Below are 21,078 nucleotides of genomic sequence, written 5' to 3'. Positions count from 1 at the left end.
AGCGGCCGTCAGCCGGTGGGGCGGCGGCTCCGGGTCCTGAAGTAGAAGACGACCAGGCCGACCACGGCGAACGCGGCCGCCCAGGCGAGGCCGAGGCCGAGATAGCGCCACAGGACGGTGTCGCCGAGCGAGCCGCCGACGGAGAACTGCATCGGGCCGAACGACGGGAAGTACTGCAGGACCGGCTTGTTCGCGGCCGGGTTGCCGAGCGGGTTCTGCAGGAACGTGTCGGTGAGCCCGACCATGATGATGAGGAAGAAGCCCTCGAGGTCCCGCTTCACCAGGACGCCGAGCAGCAGCCCGAGCGAGCCGTAGGTGAGCGACACGGCGAGGAACCCCGCGAGGAGCGTGCCCCAGCCGGTGAACCCCGGGCGCCAGTAGAACAGCAGGGCGAGCGACGTGTAGACCGCGATGGTGCCCGCGACGATGCCGATGGCCAGCATCTTGGCGCCGATCAGCGTGGACTGCCGGTACCCGGCGAAGGCGAGGCGGTTGTCGAAGGCGAGCACCTTGCGCACGGCGTCGAAGACGACGAAGCCGGAGATCATCGTGAGGGAGTTGAGCCCGGCGGTGATCAGCATGATGTGCTGGGCGTCGACGTGCAGGAGCTGGTCGGTCGCGTACAGCTTGAACTCCGGTGACTTGTCGCCCGCGAGCGAGGTCATCAGGAGGTACCAGGCCGGCACGAAGAGCACGAGGAGCAGCGCGGCGAGGCGGTTGCGGGACTGCTCGCGCACGGAGAACTTCAGGGCGGTCGGGAACTGGCCGAACAGCGGGCGGGGCGTGAAGACGTCAAGCTGCGGCATGGCTGCGCTCCTTCGGCTCGTGCGGTCCCTCGGCCGTACGCGGCTTCAGGCGTCCGTCGACGAGGTCGGCGAGGACGTCGAAGCGCTCCTGCTCGAAGACGAGGTGCGTGATGACGACGACAGCCTTGTCGCGGTCGTGCAGCTCGTCGACCAGGTCCCAGAAGCGGAGGTATGTCTCCCAGTCGAAGCCCTGGTAGGGCTCGTCCAGGAGCAGCACGTCCGGGTCGTGCAGGAGCGCGAGCGTGAGGTTGAGCTTCTGCCGCGTGCCGCCAGAGAGCTCGCCGGCGGGCGTCGAGCGGTACTTGTCGTAGCCGAGGAGCTTCACCAGCTCGTCGGCGCGGTCCAGGCTGCCGAGGCGGTGGGCGGCCGCGAAGTACTGCAGGTGCTGGTCCACGGTGAGGTTGGCGTTGAGCACGGGGTCCTGCGGGCAGTAGCCGAGCTCGCCGCCGAGCTCGACCTCGCCGCGGTCGACGGACAGGGTGCCCGCGATCGCCTTGAGGAACGTCGACTTGCCCGCGCCGTTCTCGCCGACCACGGCGACCAACTGGCCCGGTTCGACCGTGAGGTCGGCGCCGCGCAGGACCTGGTGCTTGCCGAATGCCTTGTGGATGTCCCGGGCGGTGAGTGCGGGCTTTGGCCTTGTGGTCATGCCTGGCCTCCTTCTGCTTCCGGTGCTGCTTGCGGATCTTGGGGCACTGCGTTCAGACCGCCCGCGTAGATGCTCAGGAGCTCGGGGCCCCAGCGGGCCAGGCCCGCCGCGGACAGCGGGTCGACGCCGAGGACCGCGGTCAGCTGGTCGCGCAGCAGGAACACCGACAGGTCGTTGACGAGCAGCAGCGCCGCCCTGACCTGCGGGTCGTTGCCGCGCGACGCGGCGCCGGACTCGGCAAGCTCGTCCAGCGTCTCCCGGCTCATCGCGTACAGACGGCGGAACAGGCCGCGGCCCGCCTCCGAGTGGGAGAGCAGCAGCCTGCGCAGATAGCCGGGCAGCGGCGAGCCCACGGGCAGATGCCGCAGGAACACCTCGCCGAGCGAGCCCGCGGTGGCCCGCGCCGGGCCCTCGAACAGCTCCGTACCGCCGTCGCCGGTGAGCTCGCTCAGGAGGTTCTCGAAGACGTCGAGTACGTACTGGTCGACCTCCGTGCGCAGGCCGTCCTTGGAGCGGAAGTGGTGCACGACGAGCCCCGGCGACACGCCCGCCGCGGTCGCGATCTGCCGGACGGTGACGACGTCGGGGCCGTTCTCCGCGAAGAGGCGCAGGGCCTCGTCCCTGATCACGGCCCGCGCGGTCCTGTCATCGAGCTTTGAACGCATGTACAGCAGACTAAACGCTCGTTCAGCCTCATGTCCAGGAAGCCGGAATCCTGGGCTCCACTCGTGCGTCCGTTGAGGCGCGGACGATCCGCATCAACGAATGATGGAGAGGTTCTCGGGAAATTGATCCGGTACCCCGCGCGGGAAACCCGTCAGGTGATGGATGGCACCGCACTGCCGTTCCTGCGAAACTCGTACGGAGCGAATAAGGGGAGCCCGACTCCCCTTATCGGAACGAGGAACGTGCCAGGGCCACCCATTGCAGTCCGCCGGGGGGAGCGACGTGCACATCCATATCCTGGGACCGGTTTCGGTGGCCATGGACGGAGACGGAGAACGTCACGGAATTCAGGCCAACAAAGTGCGGGCCATGCTCGCCACGCTCGCCCTCGACGCGGGCCGGGCCGTCGCGCACGCGGACCTCGCCGACGAGCTGTGGGCGGGCCAGCCGCTCGGCAACGCCCGCAACGCCCTTCAGGCTCACGCGACCCGGCTGCGCAAGGCGCTCGACGGCCACGGTCCGCGGCGGCGCGGCGCGACCGTCCTGCGCGCCGTGCGCGGCGGCTACCTCCTGGACGTGCCGCCCGGCTGCGTCGACGGCAACACCTTCCTCGACCTGGCCACGCGCGGCGCGGCGGCGCTGGCCGGGCGCCCCGGGCACGCGATCGAGCTGCTCCAGGCCGCCCTTGAGCTGTGGCAGGGGCCCGCGCTGCTCGACGCGGGCGACGGGCTGCGCTGCCGGGGCGCCGCGGCGCTCTTCGACGAGCGGCGCCTGACGGTCTGGGAGGACCTGGTCAGCGCCCGGCTCGCCACCGGTGACGCCTCGCGCGCGGTGGCCGAGCTGCGCCGCCTGGTGGCCCAGCACCCGCTGCGCGAGCGCTTCTGCGAGCTCCTGATGCTCGCCCTGTACCGCACCAGCCGGCAGGCGGAGGCCCTTGAGCTGTTCCACGCGACGCGCCGCCGCCTCGACGAGGAGCTCGGGGTGCAGCCGGGCCTCGTGCTCCAGCGCCGCCACACGGAAATCCTGTCGCAGGATCCCGCGCTCTCCCTTTCGACGGTCACGATGGCCACGTGAAAAGCACCTCAGACGTCACAGCGGCCACATTCTCCCACTCAAACCCGATTCCGGCACGAAATCTCCACGGTGCGGCAGCGGAATTCCTTGCGCCTTAAACGGAATTTCCGTGGTCGCACATTGACCACAATTCAACGCGCGTACGCGCGACCCGCACTCCGACCCGCACCCCGACCACGCGCCGTCCTTTCCGCCGTCCCGGCGGGACCCGCAGCGACCGCAGGAGCAGCCGCGTCATGACGTCCGATCCGCAAGTGCGCCGGGCCATCCCCGCGCGGCCCGGGGAGCCCATCGCGATCGTGGGGGTCGCGGAGCTCGACCCGGACGGGCTCGACGACGTCGTGGTCGACGTCGCCCGGTTCGGCATCCCGCCGATGCAGGCCAAGTCCATGAACCGGATGCAGCTGCTCATGCTGGAGGCGGCCCGCCGGTGCCTGCGCGACGCGGGCCACCCCGAGCGGCCGCTGCCCGCGGAGCGCACCGACGTCGTCACCGGCCTGTGCTTCGCCCTCGACCGCCAGCACGCCAACGCCGTACGCGTCGAACTGCCGCACTACGCCCGCGAGGTGGCGCGCGCCGCGGTTGCCGCGGGTGCCGCGCCGGAGAGCGCCGCGCGGGCCGCCGCCGAGCTGCGCGGGCTCATGGCGCGGCGCCTCGGCGGTTCGCCGCACGACCGGGTCGGCGAGATGGCCAGCACCATTCCGGCGCGGATCGCCACCGCGTTCAAGCTCCGCGGCCGGACCCTCGCCGTGGAGTCCGCCGAGGCGACGTCGTTCGTGGCGCTCGCGCACGCCGTGGGCCAGCTGCGCGCGGACCTGTCGGACGCGGTCCTCGTCCTCGCCGGGCAGCGCGCGGAGTCCCCGTTCGTCGCCAAGGCCCTGGGCGCCAAAGGCGTTTTCGGGCCCGACGGACCGCCGTACCTCGACGCACCGCCGGACCGCCCCGTCGGCGCGGGCGTCGGCGCCGTCCTCCTGAAGCGGCTCTCGACCGCCGTACGCGACGGGGACCGCGTCTACGCCACGGTCCTCGACTGCGCCCTGCGCCACGACCCGCGTCCGGGCTGCTTCCGCCACTCGCACTCCGCGCGCCTCCGCCAGGAGACGGCCGCCGACTCGCTCCGCGCGGCGGGGGTCGACGTCGACGGCATTCAGTACGTCGAGCGGGCGGGCTCCGGCGTCGAGCGCGAGGCCGCCGCCGAGCTCGAGGCCCTGACGCGGCTGTACGCGGGCCGCGCGCCCGGGTCCGTGGTCCTGGGCGGCGGCGCCGGGCGCGCCTTCGCGTACGCGGGGCTCGCCGGGCTCGGCAGGGTCGTGCTCGCGCTCCACCGGCGCCGGTTTCCGGCGCCGGACGCCGACGGCGGGGCGGGGCGGCCCGACGGGACGCCGTTCCGGCGGGCTCAGGCGGATGAGGAGTGGCGGGTGCCCGGCGAGGGCCAGGTGCCACGGCGAGCCGTGATCCACGGGGCGTCCCTCACGGGCACGTTCTGTCATCTCGTACTCGAAGAACACGCCCGGCCGGAACTCGACGAGGACGGCGGGCCTGGGCCTGTGCCCGACGGGCACGCACGGTCCGTGACCGGCGGGCACGCACGGGCTGTGACCGGCGGGCACGCACGGGCTGTGACCGGCGGGCACGCACGGGCTGTGGCCGAGGGGCACGGCCTGTCCGTGACCGAGGGGCGCGCTCGGCCCGTGGCGGAGGGGCACGCCCCACCCGTGGTCGAAGGACACCCCCGGTCCGTCTTCGCAGGACACGCCCGGCCCGTGACCGAGGGACACGCCCCACCCGTGGTCGAAGGGCACACCCCGCCCGTGACCGAGGGACACGCCCCACCCGTGGTCGAAGGGCACACCCCGCCCGTGACCGAGGAACACACCCCACCCGTGGTCGAAGGGCGCACTCCATCCACGACCGAAGGGCACGTCCCGCCCGTAGTCGACAAGCGTGGCCAGTCCGAACTCGCCGTTCCCGACCGGTCGCGGCGCAATGAGCGTGCCCGGCCCGTAGCCGATGAGCGCGGCCGAGCCGTAACCGATGAGCGCGGTCGGCCCGTACTCCCCGTGCGCGACCGGTCCCGGCGCGGAGAGCGTGACCGGCCCGCGTCCGGCTCCGCGCGCCCGCGGGCCCGTGGCGGTGCGTGGGCCGTCGCCGCGCGGGCCGTGCCGGTCGCCGTCGTCGGGCTCGGCGGCCGGTTCGCCGGGGCGCCGGACGCCGCGGCCTTCTGGCGCGCCGTCCGCTCCGGCCGCACCCGCATCGGCCCCGTACCGGAGTCCGTGCTCGACCGGGACCTCTACCACTCCCCCGGCGCGCTCAGCCTCACCCACACCTACACCGACCAGGGCGGCCACGTCCCGGTGCCCGACGAGCCGCCGGACGACCTGCCGGTCCTGCCACTGCGGTACGCGGCGATGGACGGCGCGCAGCGGCTCGCGCTCGACGTGTCCGCCGAGCTGTTCGCGGGGCACCGCTTGCCCACCGGGCACGGCATCGTCGCGGTCGGCAGCACGCTGGGCCTGACCAGGGAGCGGCGCGCGCACACGGAGCTCGTCCTCCAGGGGCTCGACGACACGGTCGCCTCGCTCGCGGCGCTCGACGGGCTCTCGGCGCTGCGCAAGAAGAAGCTCCTGGAGCGGCTGCGCGAGCGCACCGCACGGGGCGACACCGAGCTCTCGCCCGCGCTCCTCGACGGCTGTCTCGCCAGCGGCGTCGCCGCGCTGCTCGCCAACGAGTACGGCCTCGACGCGGTGCCGGTCGCGGTGGAGGCGGCCTGCGCGTCCTCCCTCGCCGCCCTGGACGTCGCCGTCGGCGCGCTGCGCTCGGGCGCCGCGGACTTCGCCGTCGCAGGCGGCGTCGAACTCGCCTGCACCACCAGGGACATGGTGCTCTGCTCGGCGCTCGGCCTGCTCTCGCACAGCAGGAACGCGCCGTTCGACGCGGCCGCCGACGGCTTCACGCCGGGCGACGGCTGCGGCCTGTTCCTGCTCAAGCGGTACGACGACGCGCTGCGCGACGGCGACACGGTGCACGGCGTGATCCGCGCGATCGGCGCGTCCAACGACGCCAAGTCGCTGATCGCGCCGGACGTGGCGGGTCAGGTGCGGGCCATGCAACGCGCCTTCGCCCAGGTCGACTTCGAGCCCTGCACCGTGGACTACCTGGAGGCGCACGGCACCGGCACCAAGGTCGGCGACCGGGTCGAGATCGCCGCGGCGGGCCGCCTGTACGCGGGCGGGCCGCGGGCGCGGCCGCTGCGCATCGGCTCGGCGAAGTCGTTCTTCGGGCACACCTTCGCGGCGGCGGGCAGCGCGGGCCTGCTGCGCACGCTGCTCGCCCTGCGGGCGGGCACGCTGCCGCCCAACGCCCTCCTCCGGACGCTGAATCCGGCGCTCGACCTCGCCGCCATCCCGGCCGAGATCACCACCCGCCCCGAGCCCTGGCCCGCACCCCCGGGCAGGCCGCGGCGCGCCGCCGTCAGCTCGTTCGGCACCGGCGGCATCAACTACCACGTGCTCGTCGAGGAACACCGGCAGGACGAGCGGGATGTATCGGACGTACGGAACGTGCAGGACCGAGAGGAAGGCTCCGCGCCGCGATGAACCCCGCGAACCCCACCAGCACCACGAACCCCACGAACTCGTTGAACTCGCTGAACTTCGCCTTCGACGCCGACACCGAGGAGATGCGGCTGACCGTCGAGCGGTTCGCCCGGCGCGAGCTCGGCGACGTGCCGCTCGTGGACGGGGCCCTGGACCAGGCCGAGTTCCGGCGGCGCTGGCAGCTCGCGGGCAAGCAGGGCCTGGTCGGCAGCGTCGTGCCGGAGGCCTACGGCGGCAGCGGGCTCGACGCGGTGACGGCCGCGGCCGTCATGGAGGCGCTCGGGTACGGCTCGCCGGACACGGGGTTCGCGTTCTCCGTGGCGGCGCACCTGTTCGCGGCCGTGACACCGTTCGTCGAGTTCGGCACCGAGGAGCAGAAGCGGCGCTGGCTGCCCGCGCTGTGCTCGGGCGAGCGGATCGCGGCGCACGGCATCACGGAGCCTGAGGCCGGTTCCGACACGCTCGCGCTGCGCACGCGCGCGGAGCGGGTCGGCGACCACTACGTCCTCGACGGCGCCAAGGCGTTCACCACGAACGCGCCGGTCGCCGACGTGTTCGTGGTGCAGGCGGTGACGGCTCCGGGCGGCGGGTTCTTCGGCCTGTCCGCGTTCGTCGTGGAGGCGGGCACGCCGGGGCTCACGGTGGGTCCCGCGTACGACAAGGTGGGGCTGCGCGGCTCGCCGACGGCCGACGTGCGGCTCGACGGGTGCGTGGTGCCGGCCCGGCAGCTGCTCGGCGCGGAGGGCGCGGGGGCCAGTGTGTTCGCGGCGTCCATGAAGTGGGAGCGCACCTGTCTGTTCGCGGCCTATCTCGGCGCGATGCGGCGCGTGCTCGACTCCACGGTCGCGTACGCGGGACAGCGCGAGCAGTTCGGGGTGCCGATCGGCGGGTTCCAGGCCGTGAGCCATCGGATCGTCGACATGACGCTCGCCCTGGAGTCGGCGCGGCTGCTCCTGTACAAGGCCGCGTGGGGCCTCGACCGGGGCAGCGAGGACGAGGTCGGGCCCGCCCTCGCGAAGCTCGCGGTGAGCGAGGCGGCCGTACGGATCGGGCTCGACGCGGTCCAACTGCGGGGCGCCCTGGGCGTGTTGGGCGGCGAGGCCGAGACGCTGCTGCGGGACGCGCTGCCGGCGCGCATCTTCTCCGGCACCAACGAGATCCAGCGGAACAACATCGCTCGCGCGCTGGGCCTGGGCGGCGGCCGCCGCGCGGGTGCCCGCCGCTGAACCGACGGGACGTCATATGGAGATCATCGTTCACCGCATCCGGCTGCACGACGGCGTGGACCCGGAGCGCTTCGAGTCCTGGGTGCGGGAGGTCGACTACGCGGCCTGTCCACGGCTGCCCGCCGTCGTGTCCTTCGGCGTGCAGCGCGTCACGGGGGCCGAGGGCGAGCCGGTCGCGCATGCCGAGTACGCCGAGTACTTCGAGATCATCGAGGTGACCGGGCGGGCGGCCTTCGAGCGCGATATGCGCTCCGAAACGTTCCGGCAACTGGTCGCGGATTTCGAGAAGATGGCCTCGGTGGTGGCCGAGTTGACCGGGGAACGCGTGGGTGACGGATACCGGGCCTGAGGACTTAACGGCCTCGAAACACCGGAAACAACACCGGAAACAACACCGGAAACAAGGACGGCCGGTGAATACGATTCAACCCACCGGGGCCGCCCTTGTCCGCTCGCCCTTGTTCGTTCACCCTTGTTTGTTCATCCGTCTTGGCCACGGAATTCAGTGGCCCGTCCTATTGTCGCCATCAAACCGGTCTCATAGGCAATGGCTACGGCTTGGGCGCGTGTGCCCACACCCAACTTTCGGAGCACATGGTGGACATGGGATCTCACGGTCGCCATGGACACCGAGAGTTTCTCGGCGACTTCCGCGTTGGACTTGCCCTGCGCGAGCAGGACGATCACCTCGGACTCGCGCGGGGTGAGCTCCGCGGCCATGCGCGTGGTGCGGCGCGCGGCCTCCGGCAGGTGCTCCAGGCTGCGCCGGGCGGCGGCGGGCATCACCATCGTGGCGCCCGCGCTGACCGTCCTCAGCACATGGATCAGGTCGTCCGCGGAGGAGTCCGTGGCCAGGACCGCTCTGACGCCGACGCACAGGGCCTCGACGGAGCGGTGCGCGGACTCGCCCTTGGCGATCAGGACGATTTTCGTGAGCGCCGCGAGTTCCGCGAGCTCACGCTTGTCCTCGAAGCCGAGTGCGGGCGCCACCACGATCATGACGTGGGGCGCGAGCTCGGCGACGGCCGCCGCGGATTCGCGGCCGGTGGTGAAGCCCATGACCTCGATGTCGGGCTGCTGGTCGAGCAGCGCGCGCATCGCGGCGGACATGATCGACTCGTCACAGCACACCAGGACGCGGATCTTCATGTCTCACCGCATCTCGTCCGGGCGCGGTCCGCCGCGCCGCTGGGACCCGACCGCGCCTGATGTCACGGCATCACGCCCGGGCGGTCCGGCCTCCCTGGCCTCGCGGTGACTTCCGTAAGGTGCCCCTTGCAGCAGTTCCCCATCTCGCCGCCCCCTTTTTAATGACACGACCATGTGTCTTCGGGTACCCCTCGTCGCTGCTGCCCGTCATCGCATGGATCCGTCTACTGTTCGATTCTGCGTCTTTCCCCGGGGCGCCTCCCCTCCCCTGCTCTTCGCTCCCCTCCTCTCCGGTATCGGGGCAGGCACATGGGGGCGGAATATTCAGTCCGCACTGCAACAGTATGTGGGCGCAACTGGCTTCTGGGCGAGGGTTATTGGAAGAAGCATGAAGATGGCTCGAAACGACGCGAACCCGAAACTCAGATCGTCCGCAGGGGCGCGTCGGCGGGGCGGCGGGGCGAGCGCGGGAACTCGGTGGCCGGATGGCCGAGACGGCTCAGGAAGAACGCGCGCCCGGGAATCCGGAGCCTGTCCTCCAGAGCGGTCCGCGGATCCTCGTGCTGGAGCACGGCGCTCACGGGGTGCAGGGCCAGCCCCACCTCGGTCGCACACAGCCAGTAATCAGCCAGTCGCGCACCGCCCTTGACGGCGTCGGCGCGCGAGGGGCGCGGGCCGGCGAAGCTCATGACGGTGAGGGCGGGGGTCGGGCGTACGAGGTGCGCGAGCTGTCGGGCGAGGAGGCCGGGGTAGCCGACGTGCCGCAGCAGCCGCATCGTCAGGGGCGCGAAGGCGATCCGCCGGGCCCGCTCCTGCGGCCACGACAGCGGCCCGAACAGCTGGCTCAGGGTGAACCCGTCACCGCGGGCGGCGACTTCGGCCTCGCTGAACCGCAGGTACGAGTGGGTCTCGCGCCAGGCCGCGCGGTGACTGAAGTCACGTCCGGCGTGCCGGGCCACGAAGTCGGCGACGGCCGCGCGGTCGGCCCCCGAGGTCAGGTGCCGTACGCGCACGTCCGCGCCGTGCGCGAGGCCGGTGCCGCCCTGTTCCAACAGGCCGTCCAGGAGCGACGGTTCGACGGCGCCGGGGCGGTAGGGCGCGCGGTTGGTGCGGCGGGCCTCGGCGGTGGTGCGCAGGGCTCGCAGGCCGTCGGGGCCGGGGGGCGGCCCTTGGTGCAGCCGGATCGCACACAGCGGGGTCCAGGAGCGCGGCCAGTCGGCGGGCCGGGCGCCCGGCCACGGCCACGCTGCGTCGGCCAGTCCCCCTTCGGCGAACCTCGGGGCACCGGCCCGCCACCCTTGCGCGGCCAGGGCCCGCAGCAGCAGCTGCCCGTACGCCCCGCAGCTGACCAGCATCTCCACCTGATGCGCGGCCAACGCCCGCAGACTGCGCCCCTCGTCGAGAGCAAGCACCAGATACACGGCCGCCGGATCATCACCCCCGCCCACGACCCCCGCAACCGCGTCCCGCGCACCGCCCCCCTCGGCCCAGACCACGCCCCAGGGCTGGCAGTTGTGCGACGAGGGAGCGAGTGCGGCAACCCGCACGGCCTCGCGGAGGGCGGCCGCGAAGAGGGCTCGGGGGGCAGCGGGGCGTGGTGGTGCAGGCGGGGGCGGCGTGGGGGTGGGGGGCGGTGGCTGGTGGTCGGGGGGCATGGTGGTGGTCTCCTCAGCTTCGCGGCGGCTGTACGGCCCGGTCGGCACAGTGCGGCCCCGTCCGCGCGGCGCGGTCAGCTCCACACGAGGGCCAGGGAGTAGCCGTTGACCTCGCGGGCCCAGCTGTCCAGGTGGGTGGTGGACGGGGTCGGGGCGTGGCGGCGCAGGTCGGGGCCCGGGCGCCAGGAGAAGCGGCCGTCGGGGCGCCAGGCGGTGAGCTCGACCTCGCGTGTGTCGACGCGCAGGCCGAAGCCGAGGTGCTTGAGCACGGCCTCCTTGCACGCCCAGCGCAGCGACAGCGGCATGGTGTCGAGGACAGGGCAGCGACGTGGCACATGGGTCAGCAACTCCGCGAGCGGGCGCGGTACTTGGCGGGTGCGCTCCAGGTCGATGCCGACGGCACGCGGCCCGCAGACGGCGACGGCCAGATCGCCCGAGTGCGTGAGACCCACCTCCACGGGCCCGTCGACGGTGGGCTTCCCCGCGCGGATGCCGCGCGCCACCGTACCCACGCTGACGTCCCGCGTGCGCACGCACCCGCCGCCGTGCCGCCGCAGATACGCGCTGACGCCGTGCTTCACGGCGAGCCGCCCGGCCATCCACTCCACGCGCCGCTTGGGCACGGGCAGTTCGGCGGCGCGGGCGCGCTCCTCGGCGGTGAGGTGCCGGGCCTGGAGCGCGGCGCGGCCCGCCTCGCCCCGCGCGCGCACCCACGCGATCGACACGACGGCGAGCGTCAGCGGGCCGCGCACGTGGCTGACGCGCAGGGGACACGCCGGATCGAGCGTGACGCTGTCGTCGAGTCCGGGCGCGGGGACACGTACGAGGAGGCCCATCGCCTCAGCGGTCCACGGGCGGCGGCAGCAGGAACGGATACGTACGGCGTCTGACCTTGCGGTGCCAGAAGCGGTCGGCGGCGCGCAGGCGCTGGATCAGCTCCCACATCCGCGCGTCGGCGCGGTAGTACGCGGCGACCTCACCGGCCGTGAGCGGGTGCGCGAGGCGGGCGTTGGCCTCTTCGAGGAACGCCGGGACCAGCGCGTCCAGGCGCTCCTTGTGGAGGTTGCCGAGGAAGTCGAGCAGCACGCCGCGGGTCCCGTAGAACTTGTCGAAGATCGACTTGGCCATGGAGAGGCGCACGGCGTCGCGCAGGATCCACGGCAGCGAGGTGAAGAAGAGCCGTACGTCGAGGCGTTCGCGCCCTTGTGCGTCGCGCATGAGCGGCGTGGTGACGTCCAGATAGGTCAGCTCGCCGTCGGTGTCGATCCAGTTGGAGGCCTGGGCGTCGAGGCCGAGCGCGGGGTCGACGGCGGCCTCGACGCGGTCGAGGAAGCGGACGAAGAAGTTCTTCGCCCAGGTCTCGTCCTGGGTGTGCAGGAGCCGTGAGCACAGGCGCTCCGGCGGCAGTTCGCGCTGCACGCAGTACGCCGTGATCCGCCCGCCGGGCCCGCGGGTGTGCCACACCTCGGTGGGCGCGACGGTCAGGCCGCGGTCGGTGAGTCGGCGCAGATACTCGTCGAGCGAGGCGCGGTAGCGGTCGAAGCGGTGCCCGTCGGGGAACGCGGGGAGGCGTTTGCAGGCGAAGGACCCTTCGGCGGTGCGCAGGCGCAGCACGAGGGTGATCTCGCCGTAGCCGAGCACGTCGAGTGCGCTGTCGTCGGCGGTGCGCAGCGCGTGCCGTACGCGCCCTTCCAGCTGCGCGAGTTCGGCGTGCGGGACCGTGAAGGTCATGGGGTGCCCTCACTCTCGTATCCGGCGGGTGCGGGGGGCGCGGTCGGCGCGACGGGCGCGGTGGGCGCGGAGGAGACGGACGCCCGCGGCGAAGAACGCGGCGTCGAAGAGGAGGATCTGCGGAACGCTGGTGACGAGGAAGGCCACGAAGCAGCCGAGCAGGGCCAGTTGGGCCCACAGGGCGGCGACGACCAGGCGCCGGCCGCGGTTCGCCACCAGGACGGCTCCGCTCGCCGCCATCGCCACGGCGACGAGGGCGGCGACGGCGCCCGGGTGGTCGGCGAGCCGTGCGCTGAGCGGGCCGAGGACGGCGATGCCGTCGTTGGCGTCGGCGGCCTCGTCGAGGCGGTCCTCGACCGACTCGATCCGCGGGAAGAACTTGGCGAGCCCCGCGAGGACGTAGAGGACGCCGAGGGTGCGCTGGAGCAGCAGATCCCTGCCGGACACGGGTCCGAGTCTGCCGCCGCCGGGGCCGGGGCGCCCGGCTGTTTCCGGTCGTCGCACGACGCGTCTCCCCGCCTCACGCGGACGTCACCACCAGGACGGCGTTCTGGCCGCCGAAGCCGAAGGAGTTGCTGACCGCGACCTCCAGGGGCCGCTCGCGCGGGGCGCCGGTGACGACGTCGAGCTCGACGTCGGGGTCCTGGTGGCGCAGGTTGGCGGTCGGCGGGACCGTGCCGTGCTGGACGGCGAGCACGGTCAGGGCGGCCTCGATCGCGCCGGCCGCGCCCAGGGTGTGGCCGAGCACGCCCTTCGTGGAGGTGACCGCGGCGCCCTCGCCGAGGAACTTGCGCAGCACGGCGGCCTCCGCGGCGTCGTTGAGCGGCGTCGACGTGCCGTGCGCGTTGACGTGGTCGACCTCGTCCGGCATGACGCCCGCGCGGGCGAGGGCCGTGCGCAGGGCGAGCAGGACGCCGGTGCCCTGGGGGTCCGGTGCCGTCAGGTGGTGGGCGTCGGCCGACGCCCCGTACCCGGCGATCCGGGCCCGTACGGCGGCGCCGCGCGCGCGGGCGTCCGCGGCCCGCTCCAGGACGAGCATGCCGCTGCCCTCGCCGATGACGAAGCCGTCCCGGTCCCGGTCGAAGGGCCGGGACGCGGCGGCCGGTTCGTCGCAGCGCCGCGACAGCGCGCCCATCTGCGCGAAGCCGGTCACCATCAGCGGGGTCACCCCGGCCTCGCCGCCTCCGGCGACCACCACGTCGCAGCTGCCGTCGCGCAGCAGCTGCAGCGCGGTGCCGATCGCGGTGGCTCCGGAGGCGCAGGCCGTCGCGGTCACGAAGTTGGGTCCGGTGGCGCGCAGGTCCATGGCCAGGTGTCCGGCGACCATGTTCGGTACGAGCATGGGGATGAGCAGCGCCGACACCGACGTGGGTCCGTCGCCGAGCATGCGCCGGTGCTGCGCCTCCCAGGTCGCGACCCCGCCGAGGCCGCAGCCGACGACGACGCCGACGCGTGCGCCGTCCCACGTGCGCGGGTCGAGCCCGCTGTCGGCGACGGCTTCTCGCGCGGCGGCGACGGACAGCTGGATGAACCGGTCCTGCGTCAACGCGCTGCGCCTGCCCACGTGGTGACGGGGCGAGAACCCCGGCACGGTGCAGGAGATGTCCACGGGCAGCCCCGCGAGCCCCGGGTCCGTGGCCGCGGCGGACTCCCCGCGGCACACGCCCGCCCAGGTGGCGTCCACGCCGATGCCGGCGGCGGTGACGAGGCCGATGCCGGTGACGGCTATGGGGGGTGGGGGTGGGGGTGGGGTGGGTGCCGGGGCAGGTGCGGAAGTTACGGAGGGGGCAGGGCGTGCGGAGGGGGCGCCGGTGTCGGCGCCGACGCGGGTACGGGTGCCGGTGTGGGCGCCCGTGTCGGCGCCCGTACGAGGGCCGATGCGGGTTCCGGGCTGGGGGCTCGGGCGGTCGCCGGGTGTACGCGCCGTCATGACACCGGCACCGGGACGGCGGCCGGCCTGCCGTACATCACGCTCATGGGATGCGCCCCACCTCTCGGTCGCTTGGGGTCGAGTCTGCGGTGCACTCCTGACCGGCCACCGCGCAGGACGCTGACCGATGGCTGACCGCGCGACCGCGTGGGTGCGTGGGTGCTCCGGGCGGGGGCCCGGGCGGTTCCTGGCGGGGCGTGGACGGTCGGCGGGTCCCGGCGGGGCGTGGACGGGCGGCAGGTCGCGGACGGGGCGGGGACGGGCGGCGGGTCGCGGACGGGGCGGGGCTTGCCGGGGCCCGGACAGAGGCGGGACTTGGCGGGGCCCGAACAGGAGCGGAGCTTGCCGAGGCCCGAACAGAGGCGGGACTTGGCGGGGCCCGGACGACCGGCGTCCCTGCCAGTCCGTGCCGGTCGGCAGTCCTTGCTGGTCCCGGATGGACGGCCCCCCTGGCCACCTCAGATGTTCGGCGGGGCCCTGGCGCTCCAGGTCACTCGGCAGCGCCCCGACGATCCGGGACGCACGGCGGACCCTGCCGGTCCCGAACCGTGAGCGAACCATGGCCACCCCGGACGGTCGGCGGCGCCCCAGCGGCCCCGAGCGGACGGCACGGCCTCTGCCGGTCCCAGACGGTCGGCAGCGCCCCGGCAACCCCGGACACTCGGTGGTCCCTCCCAGTCCCGGACGCTCGGCAGTCCTGAGGGTCGGCGAGCCCTAGCCGTCCCAGATGCGGCGGGGCTTTGGCGACCCCCGACGCTCGGCGCTCCCTCCCCGTCCCGGACACTCGGCGGCCCCTGCCGGTCCCAGACGGTCGGCAACGCCCCGGCAACCCGGGACACTCGGTGGTCCCTCCCAGTCCCGGACGCTCGGCAGTCCTGGGGCTCGGTGGGCCCTGGCTGTCCCGAATGCGGCGGGGCTTTGGCGACCCCGGACGCTCGGCGCTCCCACCCGGTCCCGGACACTCGGCGGCCCCTGCCGGTCCCGTTCACTCGGCGTCCCCTGCCGCGCCCGGAGGGCCCAGCACAGTCCCAGACGGTTGGCGAACCCTGGCCACCCCGGACGCTCTGCGGACCCTGGCCACCCCGGACGGCCCAGGCCGACCCCGGACGCCCAACGATCCCCAGCCACCCCCACGCCCCCCAAGCCACCCCACACACTCAACGCCCCCCCCACCCGCCCCCACCCGCCCCCGAACCGCCCGAGCCACCCCCGCACCCCCCAACACTCCCAACCCGCCCCCACCCCACCCCGATCAGCGCCCCGTCAGCGAGACGTCAGCGTGCGTGACCGCGTCCCGTCAGGGCGGCCCGCGAGACTCGGTGTGCGCACCAACGTCCTGCCGTCCGCGCAGCGGGCGGGACTGACGAGACCGAGGAGCCCGCGTGACCGCACCCCCACCGAGCCAGCCGCCACTGCCACGGGCCGCGGTCCTCGCCGGAGTCGGCGGCTGCCTGCCGCCGACCGCCGTCACCAACGACGAGCTCGCCGCGCGGCTCGACAGCTCCGACGCCTGGATCCGCTCGCGCACCGGCATCCGGCAGCGCTACTTCGCCCCGCCGGGCACCGCCACGTCCGACCTGGCCGTCGGCGCGGGCGCCAAGGCCCTGAAGTCCTCGGGCAGCCCCGACGTGGACGCCGTCCTTCTCGCCACCACCACACCCGACCGGCCGTGTCCCGCGACGGCGCCCGCGGTGGCGGCGCGGCTCGGCCTGACGGGAGTCGCCGCGTACGACGTGTCCGCGGTGTGCACGGGCTTCGTGTACGCGCTCGCCAGCGCCGCCGGACTCATCGCCGCCGGCGCGGCACAGCGCGTCCTGGTGATCGGCGCCGAGACCTTCTCGACGCTCCTGAACCCCGACGACCGCTCCACGTCGGTGATCTTCGGTGACGGCGCGGGCGCGGTGGTGCTGCGGGCGGGCGACCCGGCCGAGCCGGGCGCGCTCGGCCCCTTCGACCTGGGCAGCGACGGCGGTCGCGAGGACCTGATCACGGTGGCCGCGGGCGGCTCGCGGCAGCGTCTCTCCGGTGTCGCGCCGCGGGACACCGACCGGTACTTCGCGATGGACGGCAAGGAGGTGTTCCGGCACGCGGTCCTGCGGATGTCCGCGTCGGCGCGTGCCGTGCTCGACCGGGCCGGGTGGCGGCCCGACGACGTCGACCACCTCGTCGGCCACCAGGCCAACCTGCGGATCACCCACCACGTGGCCGACGAGGTCGGCGTGGACCGCAAGCGCTGCTTCAGCAACATCGCCGACGTCGGCAACACCGCCGCGGCCTCCATCCCGCTCGCCCTCGACCAGGCGCACGCCGACGGCGTCCTGACCGCGGGCGGCCGCGTGCTGCTCACCGCGTTCGGCGGCGGGCTCACCTGGGGGTCGACGGTGCTGACCTGGCCACGGCTCGACCGCACCTGAGGAGCCCCGAGCCCCGTGTCCCGAGCCCCGGCCCGGGGGTCCCGAGCCCGAGAGAGCCCGAGAGAGCAGGAGAACCACATGAGCGCGACGTACGACAGGCTGGTCGACCTCCTCGTCGACCGTTTCGAGGTGGACCGCGCGGAGATCGGTCCCGACACCAAGTTCGAGGACCTCGACATGGACTCGCTGTTCCTCGTCGAGCTGTTGCTGGTCATCAAGTCCGAGTTCGAGGTCGACGTCGCGGAGGACGCGGCGTCGCCCGGCGACACCGTCGCGTCGGTCGCCGAGCTCATCGAGAGCCAGGGCCTGTTGGAGAGCCGCCCATGAGCACCGAGCAGTCGATCATCAACTACATCGCCGACGTCTGGCTCGACGGCGACGCCGAGGGGCTCGACGCCCACCTGCCCATCGCCGAGCTGAACATCATCGACTCGGCCGGGATCTTCGACCTCGTGCACTACCTGCAGAGCGACTTCCGCGTCACCGTTCCCCTCCAGGAGATCTCCCCGGCGAACTTCCGGACCGTCGACGCCATCGCCGCACTCGTCGAACGGCTGCGGGCAGCGGCAGCCGTCAAGGAAGCCGCCGAAGGGGAGAGCGTGCGATGACCGACATCGCGGACGGCACCGTCCACCGCCGGATCGTGGACATCGTGGCCTCACGGACGCTGTACGACGAGTCGTACCTGCTGCCCGACAGCCACTTCGAGGCCGAACTCGGCATCGACTCCGTCATCTTCGAGTCCATCCTGGCGACCGTGCGGGAGCGCTTCGCGCTCGACGCGGCGCTGCCCGCAGGGCTCACGACGATCGGCGAGCTGGTCGACGCGGTCGAGCGGGCCCTCGCGGACGCCCCGCCCCCGGCCCCCGCCCCTGTCCGTGTCTCCGATCCAGCCCCCGGCGATCCAGCCCCCGGCGACCCGGCCCCCGGCGACCCGCTCGTCGAGGCCGTCGTCGGCGCGGCCATGCGCCACACCCAGTACGCGCGCGAACAGCTCCCCCTGGACGCCGACTTCGAGGGCGAGCTCGGCGTCGACTCGGTGGTCCTCGTGTCGATCGTCGCCGACTGCGCCCGCGCGCTCGGCCTGCCCGACAATCTCGCGGGCACGGTGACGGCGCCGACGCTGCGCGCCCTGATCGCCGAACTCCGCCCGTTCCACGAGGACGGCACGCCCACCAAGGACGGCACGCCCGCCGAGGCGCCCGTCGAGGACGGCACGCCCCCGGCGAACGGCACGCCCGGCTGGGACGGCCGCTCCATGAAGGACTTCGTGGAGGAGCGCGACGCCGACCTGTTCGCCAAGACCCGCAGCTTCCGCTCGTACCTGCGCGGGCGCGAGGCCGCGCACCTCTACTGGTACGGCATGCCGCTGCACTCCCGGTGCGGCAACCGGGCGCGGATCCTCGACGAACTCACCGGCCGCACGCGCGAGTTCCTGATGTTCGCCTCCAACAACTACCTGGGGCTCGCCAACCACCCGAAGGTGATCGAGGCCGTCTGCGACGCCACCAGGACGTTCGGCGCGACGCACACCGGATCGCGCTTCATCGGCGGCACGAACATGCTGCACAAGGAGCTGGAGCGGCGCCTGGCCGCGTTCAAGGGCCGCCCGGCGTGCATCGTCTACCCCGGCGGGTACGCGGCGAACCTCGGCACGATCTCGGCGCTCGTGAAGAGCTACGACACGCTCGTCGTCGACAAGCTCAACCACATGAGCATCGTGGACGGCGCCCGGCTCTCCGGCGGCGTCCGCAAGATCTACCAGCACAACGACATGGCGGACCTGGAGCGCATCCTCAAGCGCTGCGACGACGCGTCAGCGGGCAGACTCATCGTTGCCGACGGCGTGTTCAGCATGCACGGCGACCTCTGCGACCTGCCGGAGATCGTCCGGCTCGGCAAGGAGTACGGCGCCCGCGTCATGGTCGACGACGCCCACGCGACGGGCGTGCTCGGCGAGCGCGGCACGGGCACCGCCGAGCACTTCGGCCTCAAGGGCGAGGTCGACCTGGAGCTCGGCACGATGAGCAAGACCCTCGCCGGCATGGGCGGCTTCGTCGTCGGCGAGGAGGACGTCGTCGAGTACCTGCGCTTCTACGCCAACTCCTACGTCTTCGCCGCCAACATCCCCGCGGGCGTCGCCGCCGGCCTCATCGCGTCGCTGGACGTCATCGAGGCGGAGCCGCAGCGCGTCGCCCGACTCTGGTCCAACATCCGCTTCCTGCACCGGCAGCTCGTCGACGCGGGCTTCGACCTGGAGAACACGGAGAGCGCCATCCTGCCGCTCGTCATCGGCGACGAGCGCAAGGCACTCGAGATGGGCCGGGCCGTGCGGGCCCGCGGCCTGTTCTGCCAGACGGTGGTGTTCCCCGGCGTGCCGCTCGGCGACGCGCGCCTGCGGGTCAGCGTCACGTGCGAGCACACGCGCGACGACCTGGAGACCGCGGCGGGCATCTTCGTGGAGGCCGCCCGCGAGACCGGCGTCCTGCCGTCGGCGGGGTGAGCGCGATGACCACCCACACCGGCCCGACGGCCCGTACCGAAGCTCCGCCCCACACCGGCCTCTCCGACGTCACCCTGATCCGCAAGCCGTGGCCGCAATCCTCCGAACAGGCCGCGCGGCCCGCCTTCGTGGGCCCGTCGCCGCGTACGTACGGCGAGCTCGCGGCGCACGTCGCGGGCCTCGCGTCCGGCCTGCTCGGGCTCGGTGCCGAGGTCGGCGACCGGGTCGCGATCTGGATGGACAAACAGCCGCGCTACGCCGAGGCGATCCTCGCCACGCTGCACGCGGGCTGCGCGTACGTGCCGCTGGACGGCGGGCAGCCGGTGGCCCGCGTGACGACGATCCTCGCGGACGCCGAGCCGGTCGTCCTGTTCACGGACCGCCGCCATCTGGCACTGCTCAAGGGCAGTCAACTGCCGTCCTCCGTACGGGCCGTGGTGGTCGCGGACGAGGAACCCGCGGACGAGGAGCCCACGGCCCACGACGGCGCGGCGCCCGCCGCGCCCCCGCACGACTGGGCCTCCTTCACCGCGTCCGCCGCCGGGCACGTCGTCCTGCTGCCCCCGCTCGAGCGCGACGACCTGGCCGCGATCCTCTACACCTCCGGCTCGACCGGCACGCCCAAGGGGGTGCGGATCACCTACCGGAACCTCGCGGCGTTCATCCGCTGGGCCCGCGACGAGCTGGCGGTCGGCCCCGACGACGTGTTCGCGGGCCACGCGTCGTTCAACTTCGACCTGTCGACCTTCGACCTGTTCACCGCCCTGTCGGTGGGCGCGGCCGTGTGGATCGTGCCGGACGAGCAGGCCCGCGACGTGGGCGCGCTCGCCGCGGGCATCCGCGAGCACGGCGTCAGCGTCTGGTACTCGGTGCCGTCGGTCCTGCACCTGCTCACCGTGTCGGGGGCGCTCACCGCCGACACCGTACGCGGCCTGCGGTACGTCCTGTTCGCGGGCGAGGTGTTCCCGATCGCCCAACTGCGCTCCCTCGCCGCCCTGTTGCCCGGCGACGTGGACCTCTACAACCTGTACGGGCCGACCGAGACCAACGTCTGCACGTACCACCGCGTCCGCCTCGCCGACCTGTCCCGGCACGAGCCGGTGCCGATCGGCACGCCGCTGCCCGGCGCCCGGGTGTCCGTCGTGGACGACGCGGGCCGTGTCGTCGAAGGGCCCGACGCGTTCGGTGAACTCGTCGTCGAGGGCGACTGCGTGACGCCCGGGTACTGGCGCCGGGAGTCGGAGCCCGCGTCGGCGGGGCACCGTCAAGGCCGCCACGCCACCGGCGACCTGGTCCGGTACGAGGGCGCGAGCCTGGTCTACCGCGGCCGCAAGGACCGCATGGTCAAGCTCGCCGGATACCGCGTGGAGCTGGGCGAGGTCGAGGCGGCGGTCCTGCGCCACCCCGGCATCGCGCAGGCCGCCGTCGTCGCCGAGACCCGCGGCGGCGAGACCGGGATCGCCCTGTACTTCACGCTCAACGGCCGCACCCCGCGGCCCGGCCTCGTCGAGCTCAAGCGGCACTGCGCCCGGCACCTGCCCCGCTACATGCTGCCGCGCACCGCCACCTGCCTCGACGAGCTGCCGCACAACGCCAACGGCAAGACCGACTACCACCGCCTGGGCGGCACGGCACCCGCGCCCGCCCGAACCCCGCGGGCCGTGCCCGGCGAGTGACGG

Annotated in this window: 18 protein-coding genes; 9 read left to right on the top strand and 9 right to left on the bottom strand. The window is 73.4% G+C overall.

Going from position 1 to position 21,078, the window contains the following annotated elements; genetic code table 11:
• Nucleotides 1-8: 8 nt before the first annotated feature.
• The 3 genes from ACFWZ5_RS21235 to ACFWZ5_RS21225 are packed head-to-tail and all read right to left on the bottom strand — an operon-like array spanning nt 9 to nt 2,120.
• Nucleotides 9-806, bottom strand: a complete 798-nt coding sequence (locus tag ACFWZ5_RS21235) for a hypothetical protein (RefSeq protein ID WP_384792918.1) — start codon at nt 804-806, stop codon at nt 9-11.
• Nucleotides 793-1,455 (bottom strand): ABC transporter ATP-binding protein, encoded by a 663-nt coding sequence (locus ACFWZ5_RS21230; RefSeq protein WP_384792915.1) that lies wholly within the window; start codon nt 1,453-1,455, stop codon nt 793-795. Before ACFWZ5_RS21230 ends, ACFWZ5_RS21235 begins: the two co-directional genes overlap by 14 nt.
• Complete coding sequence (locus tag ACFWZ5_RS21225) at nt 1,452-2,120, bottom strand: TetR/AcrR family transcriptional regulator (RefSeq protein WP_384792912.1); 669 nt, start codon at nt 2,118-2,120, stop codon at nt 1,452-1,454. Before ACFWZ5_RS21225 ends, ACFWZ5_RS21230 begins: the two co-directional genes overlap by 4 nt.
• 370 nt (nt 2,121-2,490) lie before the next feature.
• On the opposite strand from ACFWZ5_RS21225, the gene ACFWZ5_RS21220 reads away from it, so the two are divergent.
• The 4 genes from ACFWZ5_RS21220 to ACFWZ5_RS21205 all read left to right on the top strand — a co-directional run bounded on the left by ACFWZ5_RS21220 (nt 2,491) and on the right by ACFWZ5_RS21205 (nt 8,366).
• Nucleotides 2,491-3,195 carry a BTAD domain-containing putative transcriptional regulator gene (locus ACFWZ5_RS21220; RefSeq protein ID WP_384792909.1) on the top strand — a complete coding sequence of 235 codons (705 nt, stop codon included), beginning with the start codon at nt 2,491-2,493 and terminating at the stop codon, nt 3,193-3,195.
• Nucleotides 3,196-3,431: 236 nt separating this feature from the next.
• Nucleotides 3,432-6,791: a polyketide synthase gene (locus ACFWZ5_RS21215; protein ID WP_384792906.1), complete on the top strand. Its 3,360-nt coding sequence runs from the start codon at nt 3,432-3,434 to the stop codon at nt 6,789-6,791.
• Nucleotides 6,788-8,017 (top strand): L-prolyl-[peptidyl-carrier protein] dehydrogenase, encoded by a 1,230-nt coding sequence (gene redW, locus ACFWZ5_RS21210; RefSeq protein ID WP_384792903.1) that lies wholly within the window; start codon nt 6,788-6,790, stop codon nt 8,015-8,017. The genes ACFWZ5_RS21215 and redW overlap by 4 nt, the downstream gene beginning before the upstream one ends.
• Before the next feature lie 16 nt (nt 8,018-8,033).
• On the top strand, nt 8,034-8,366 hold the full coding sequence (locus ACFWZ5_RS21205; protein ID WP_384792900.1) for a RedY protein: 333 nt from the start codon (nt 8,034-8,036) through the stop codon (nt 8,364-8,366).
• 131 nt (nt 8,367-8,497) lie between these two features.
• Here ACFWZ5_RS21205 and ACFWZ5_RS21200 read toward each other — a convergent pair whose 3' ends face one another.
• The 6 genes from ACFWZ5_RS21200 to ACFWZ5_RS21175 form a co-directional block, all read right to left on the bottom strand.
• Nucleotides 8,498-9,166, bottom strand: a complete 669-nt coding sequence (locus ACFWZ5_RS21200) for a response regulator transcription factor (RefSeq protein WP_384792897.1) — start codon at nt 9,164-9,166, stop codon at nt 8,498-8,500.
• Nucleotides 9,167-9,588: 422 nt separating this feature from the next.
• Nucleotides 9,589-10,821, bottom strand: coding sequence for a RedV protein (locus ACFWZ5_RS21195; protein ID WP_384890933.1), 1,233 nt, complete (start codon nt 10,819-10,821; stop codon nt 9,589-9,591).
• Nucleotides 10,822-10,895: 74 nt separating this feature from the next.
• Entirely contained in the window at nt 10,896-11,657 is a 762-nt protein-coding gene (locus ACFWZ5_RS21190; protein WP_384792891.1) for a 4'-phosphopantetheinyl transferase family protein, read from the bottom strand.
• A gap of 4 nt (nt 11,658-11,661) precedes the next feature.
• Complete coding sequence (locus ACFWZ5_RS21185; RefSeq protein ID WP_384792888.1) at nt 11,662-12,552, bottom strand: DUF6206 family protein; 891 nt, start codon at nt 12,550-12,552, stop codon at nt 11,662-11,664.
• 9 nt (nt 12,553-12,561) lie between these two features.
• Nucleotides 12,562-12,999 (bottom strand): DUF6041 domain-containing protein, encoded by a 438-nt coding sequence (locus tag ACFWZ5_RS21180; protein ID WP_384792885.1) that lies wholly within the window; start codon nt 12,997-12,999, stop codon nt 12,562-12,564.
• A gap of 73 nt (nt 13,000-13,072) precedes the next feature.
• Nucleotides 13,073-14,281, bottom strand: a complete 1,209-nt coding sequence (locus ACFWZ5_RS21175) for a beta-ketoacyl-[acyl-carrier-protein] synthase family protein (RefSeq protein ID WP_384792957.1) — start codon at nt 14,279-14,281, stop codon at nt 13,073-13,075.
• Between the two features lie 1,583 nt (nt 14,282-15,864).
• Here ACFWZ5_RS21175 and ACFWZ5_RS21170 point away from each other — a divergent pair.
• The 5 genes from ACFWZ5_RS21170 to ACFWZ5_RS21150 all read left to right on the top strand — a co-directional run bounded on the left by ACFWZ5_RS21170 (nt 15,865) and on the right by ACFWZ5_RS21150 (nt 21,075).
• The gene (locus tag ACFWZ5_RS21170; protein WP_384792882.1) at nt 15,865-16,896 is read left to right on the top strand and encodes a beta-ketoacyl-ACP synthase III; all 1,032 of its coding nucleotides are present in this window, start codon (nt 15,865-15,867) and stop codon (nt 16,894-16,896) included.
• Between the two features lie 78 nt (nt 16,897-16,974).
• Nucleotides 16,975-17,223 carry an acyl carrier protein gene (locus ACFWZ5_RS21165; protein WP_384792879.1) on the top strand — a complete coding sequence of 83 codons (249 nt, stop codon included), beginning with the start codon at nt 16,975-16,977 and terminating at the stop codon, nt 17,221-17,223.
• A complete protein-coding gene (locus ACFWZ5_RS21160; RefSeq protein WP_384792875.1) occupies nt 17,220-17,504 on the top strand; it encodes an acyl carrier protein in 285 nt (94 codons plus the stop codon). The genes ACFWZ5_RS21165 and ACFWZ5_RS21160 overlap by 4 nt, the downstream gene beginning before the upstream one ends.
• Complete coding sequence (locus tag ACFWZ5_RS21155) at nt 17,501-19,399, top strand: aminotransferase class I/II-fold pyridoxal phosphate-dependent enzyme (RefSeq protein ID WP_384792872.1); 1,899 nt, start codon at nt 17,501-17,503, stop codon at nt 19,397-19,399. Before ACFWZ5_RS21160 ends, ACFWZ5_RS21155 begins: the two co-directional genes overlap by 4 nt.
• Nucleotides 19,400-19,404: 5 nt before the next feature.
• A complete protein-coding gene (locus ACFWZ5_RS21150) occupies nt 19,405-21,075 on the top strand; it encodes an amino acid adenylation domain-containing protein (RefSeq protein WP_384792869.1) in 1,671 nt (556 codons plus the stop codon).
• Nucleotides 21,076-21,078: the final 3 nt, after the last annotated feature.

The sequence above is a fragment of the Streptomyces sp. NPDC059003 genome (assembly GCF_042740445.1).
In the GTDB taxonomy this organism is placed as follows: Bacteria; Actinomycetota; Actinomycetes; order Streptomycetales; family Streptomycetaceae; genus Streptomyces.
The sequence above is the reverse complement of the archived record's forward strand: the minus strand, read 5'-3'. Positions and strand labels throughout refer to the sequence as shown.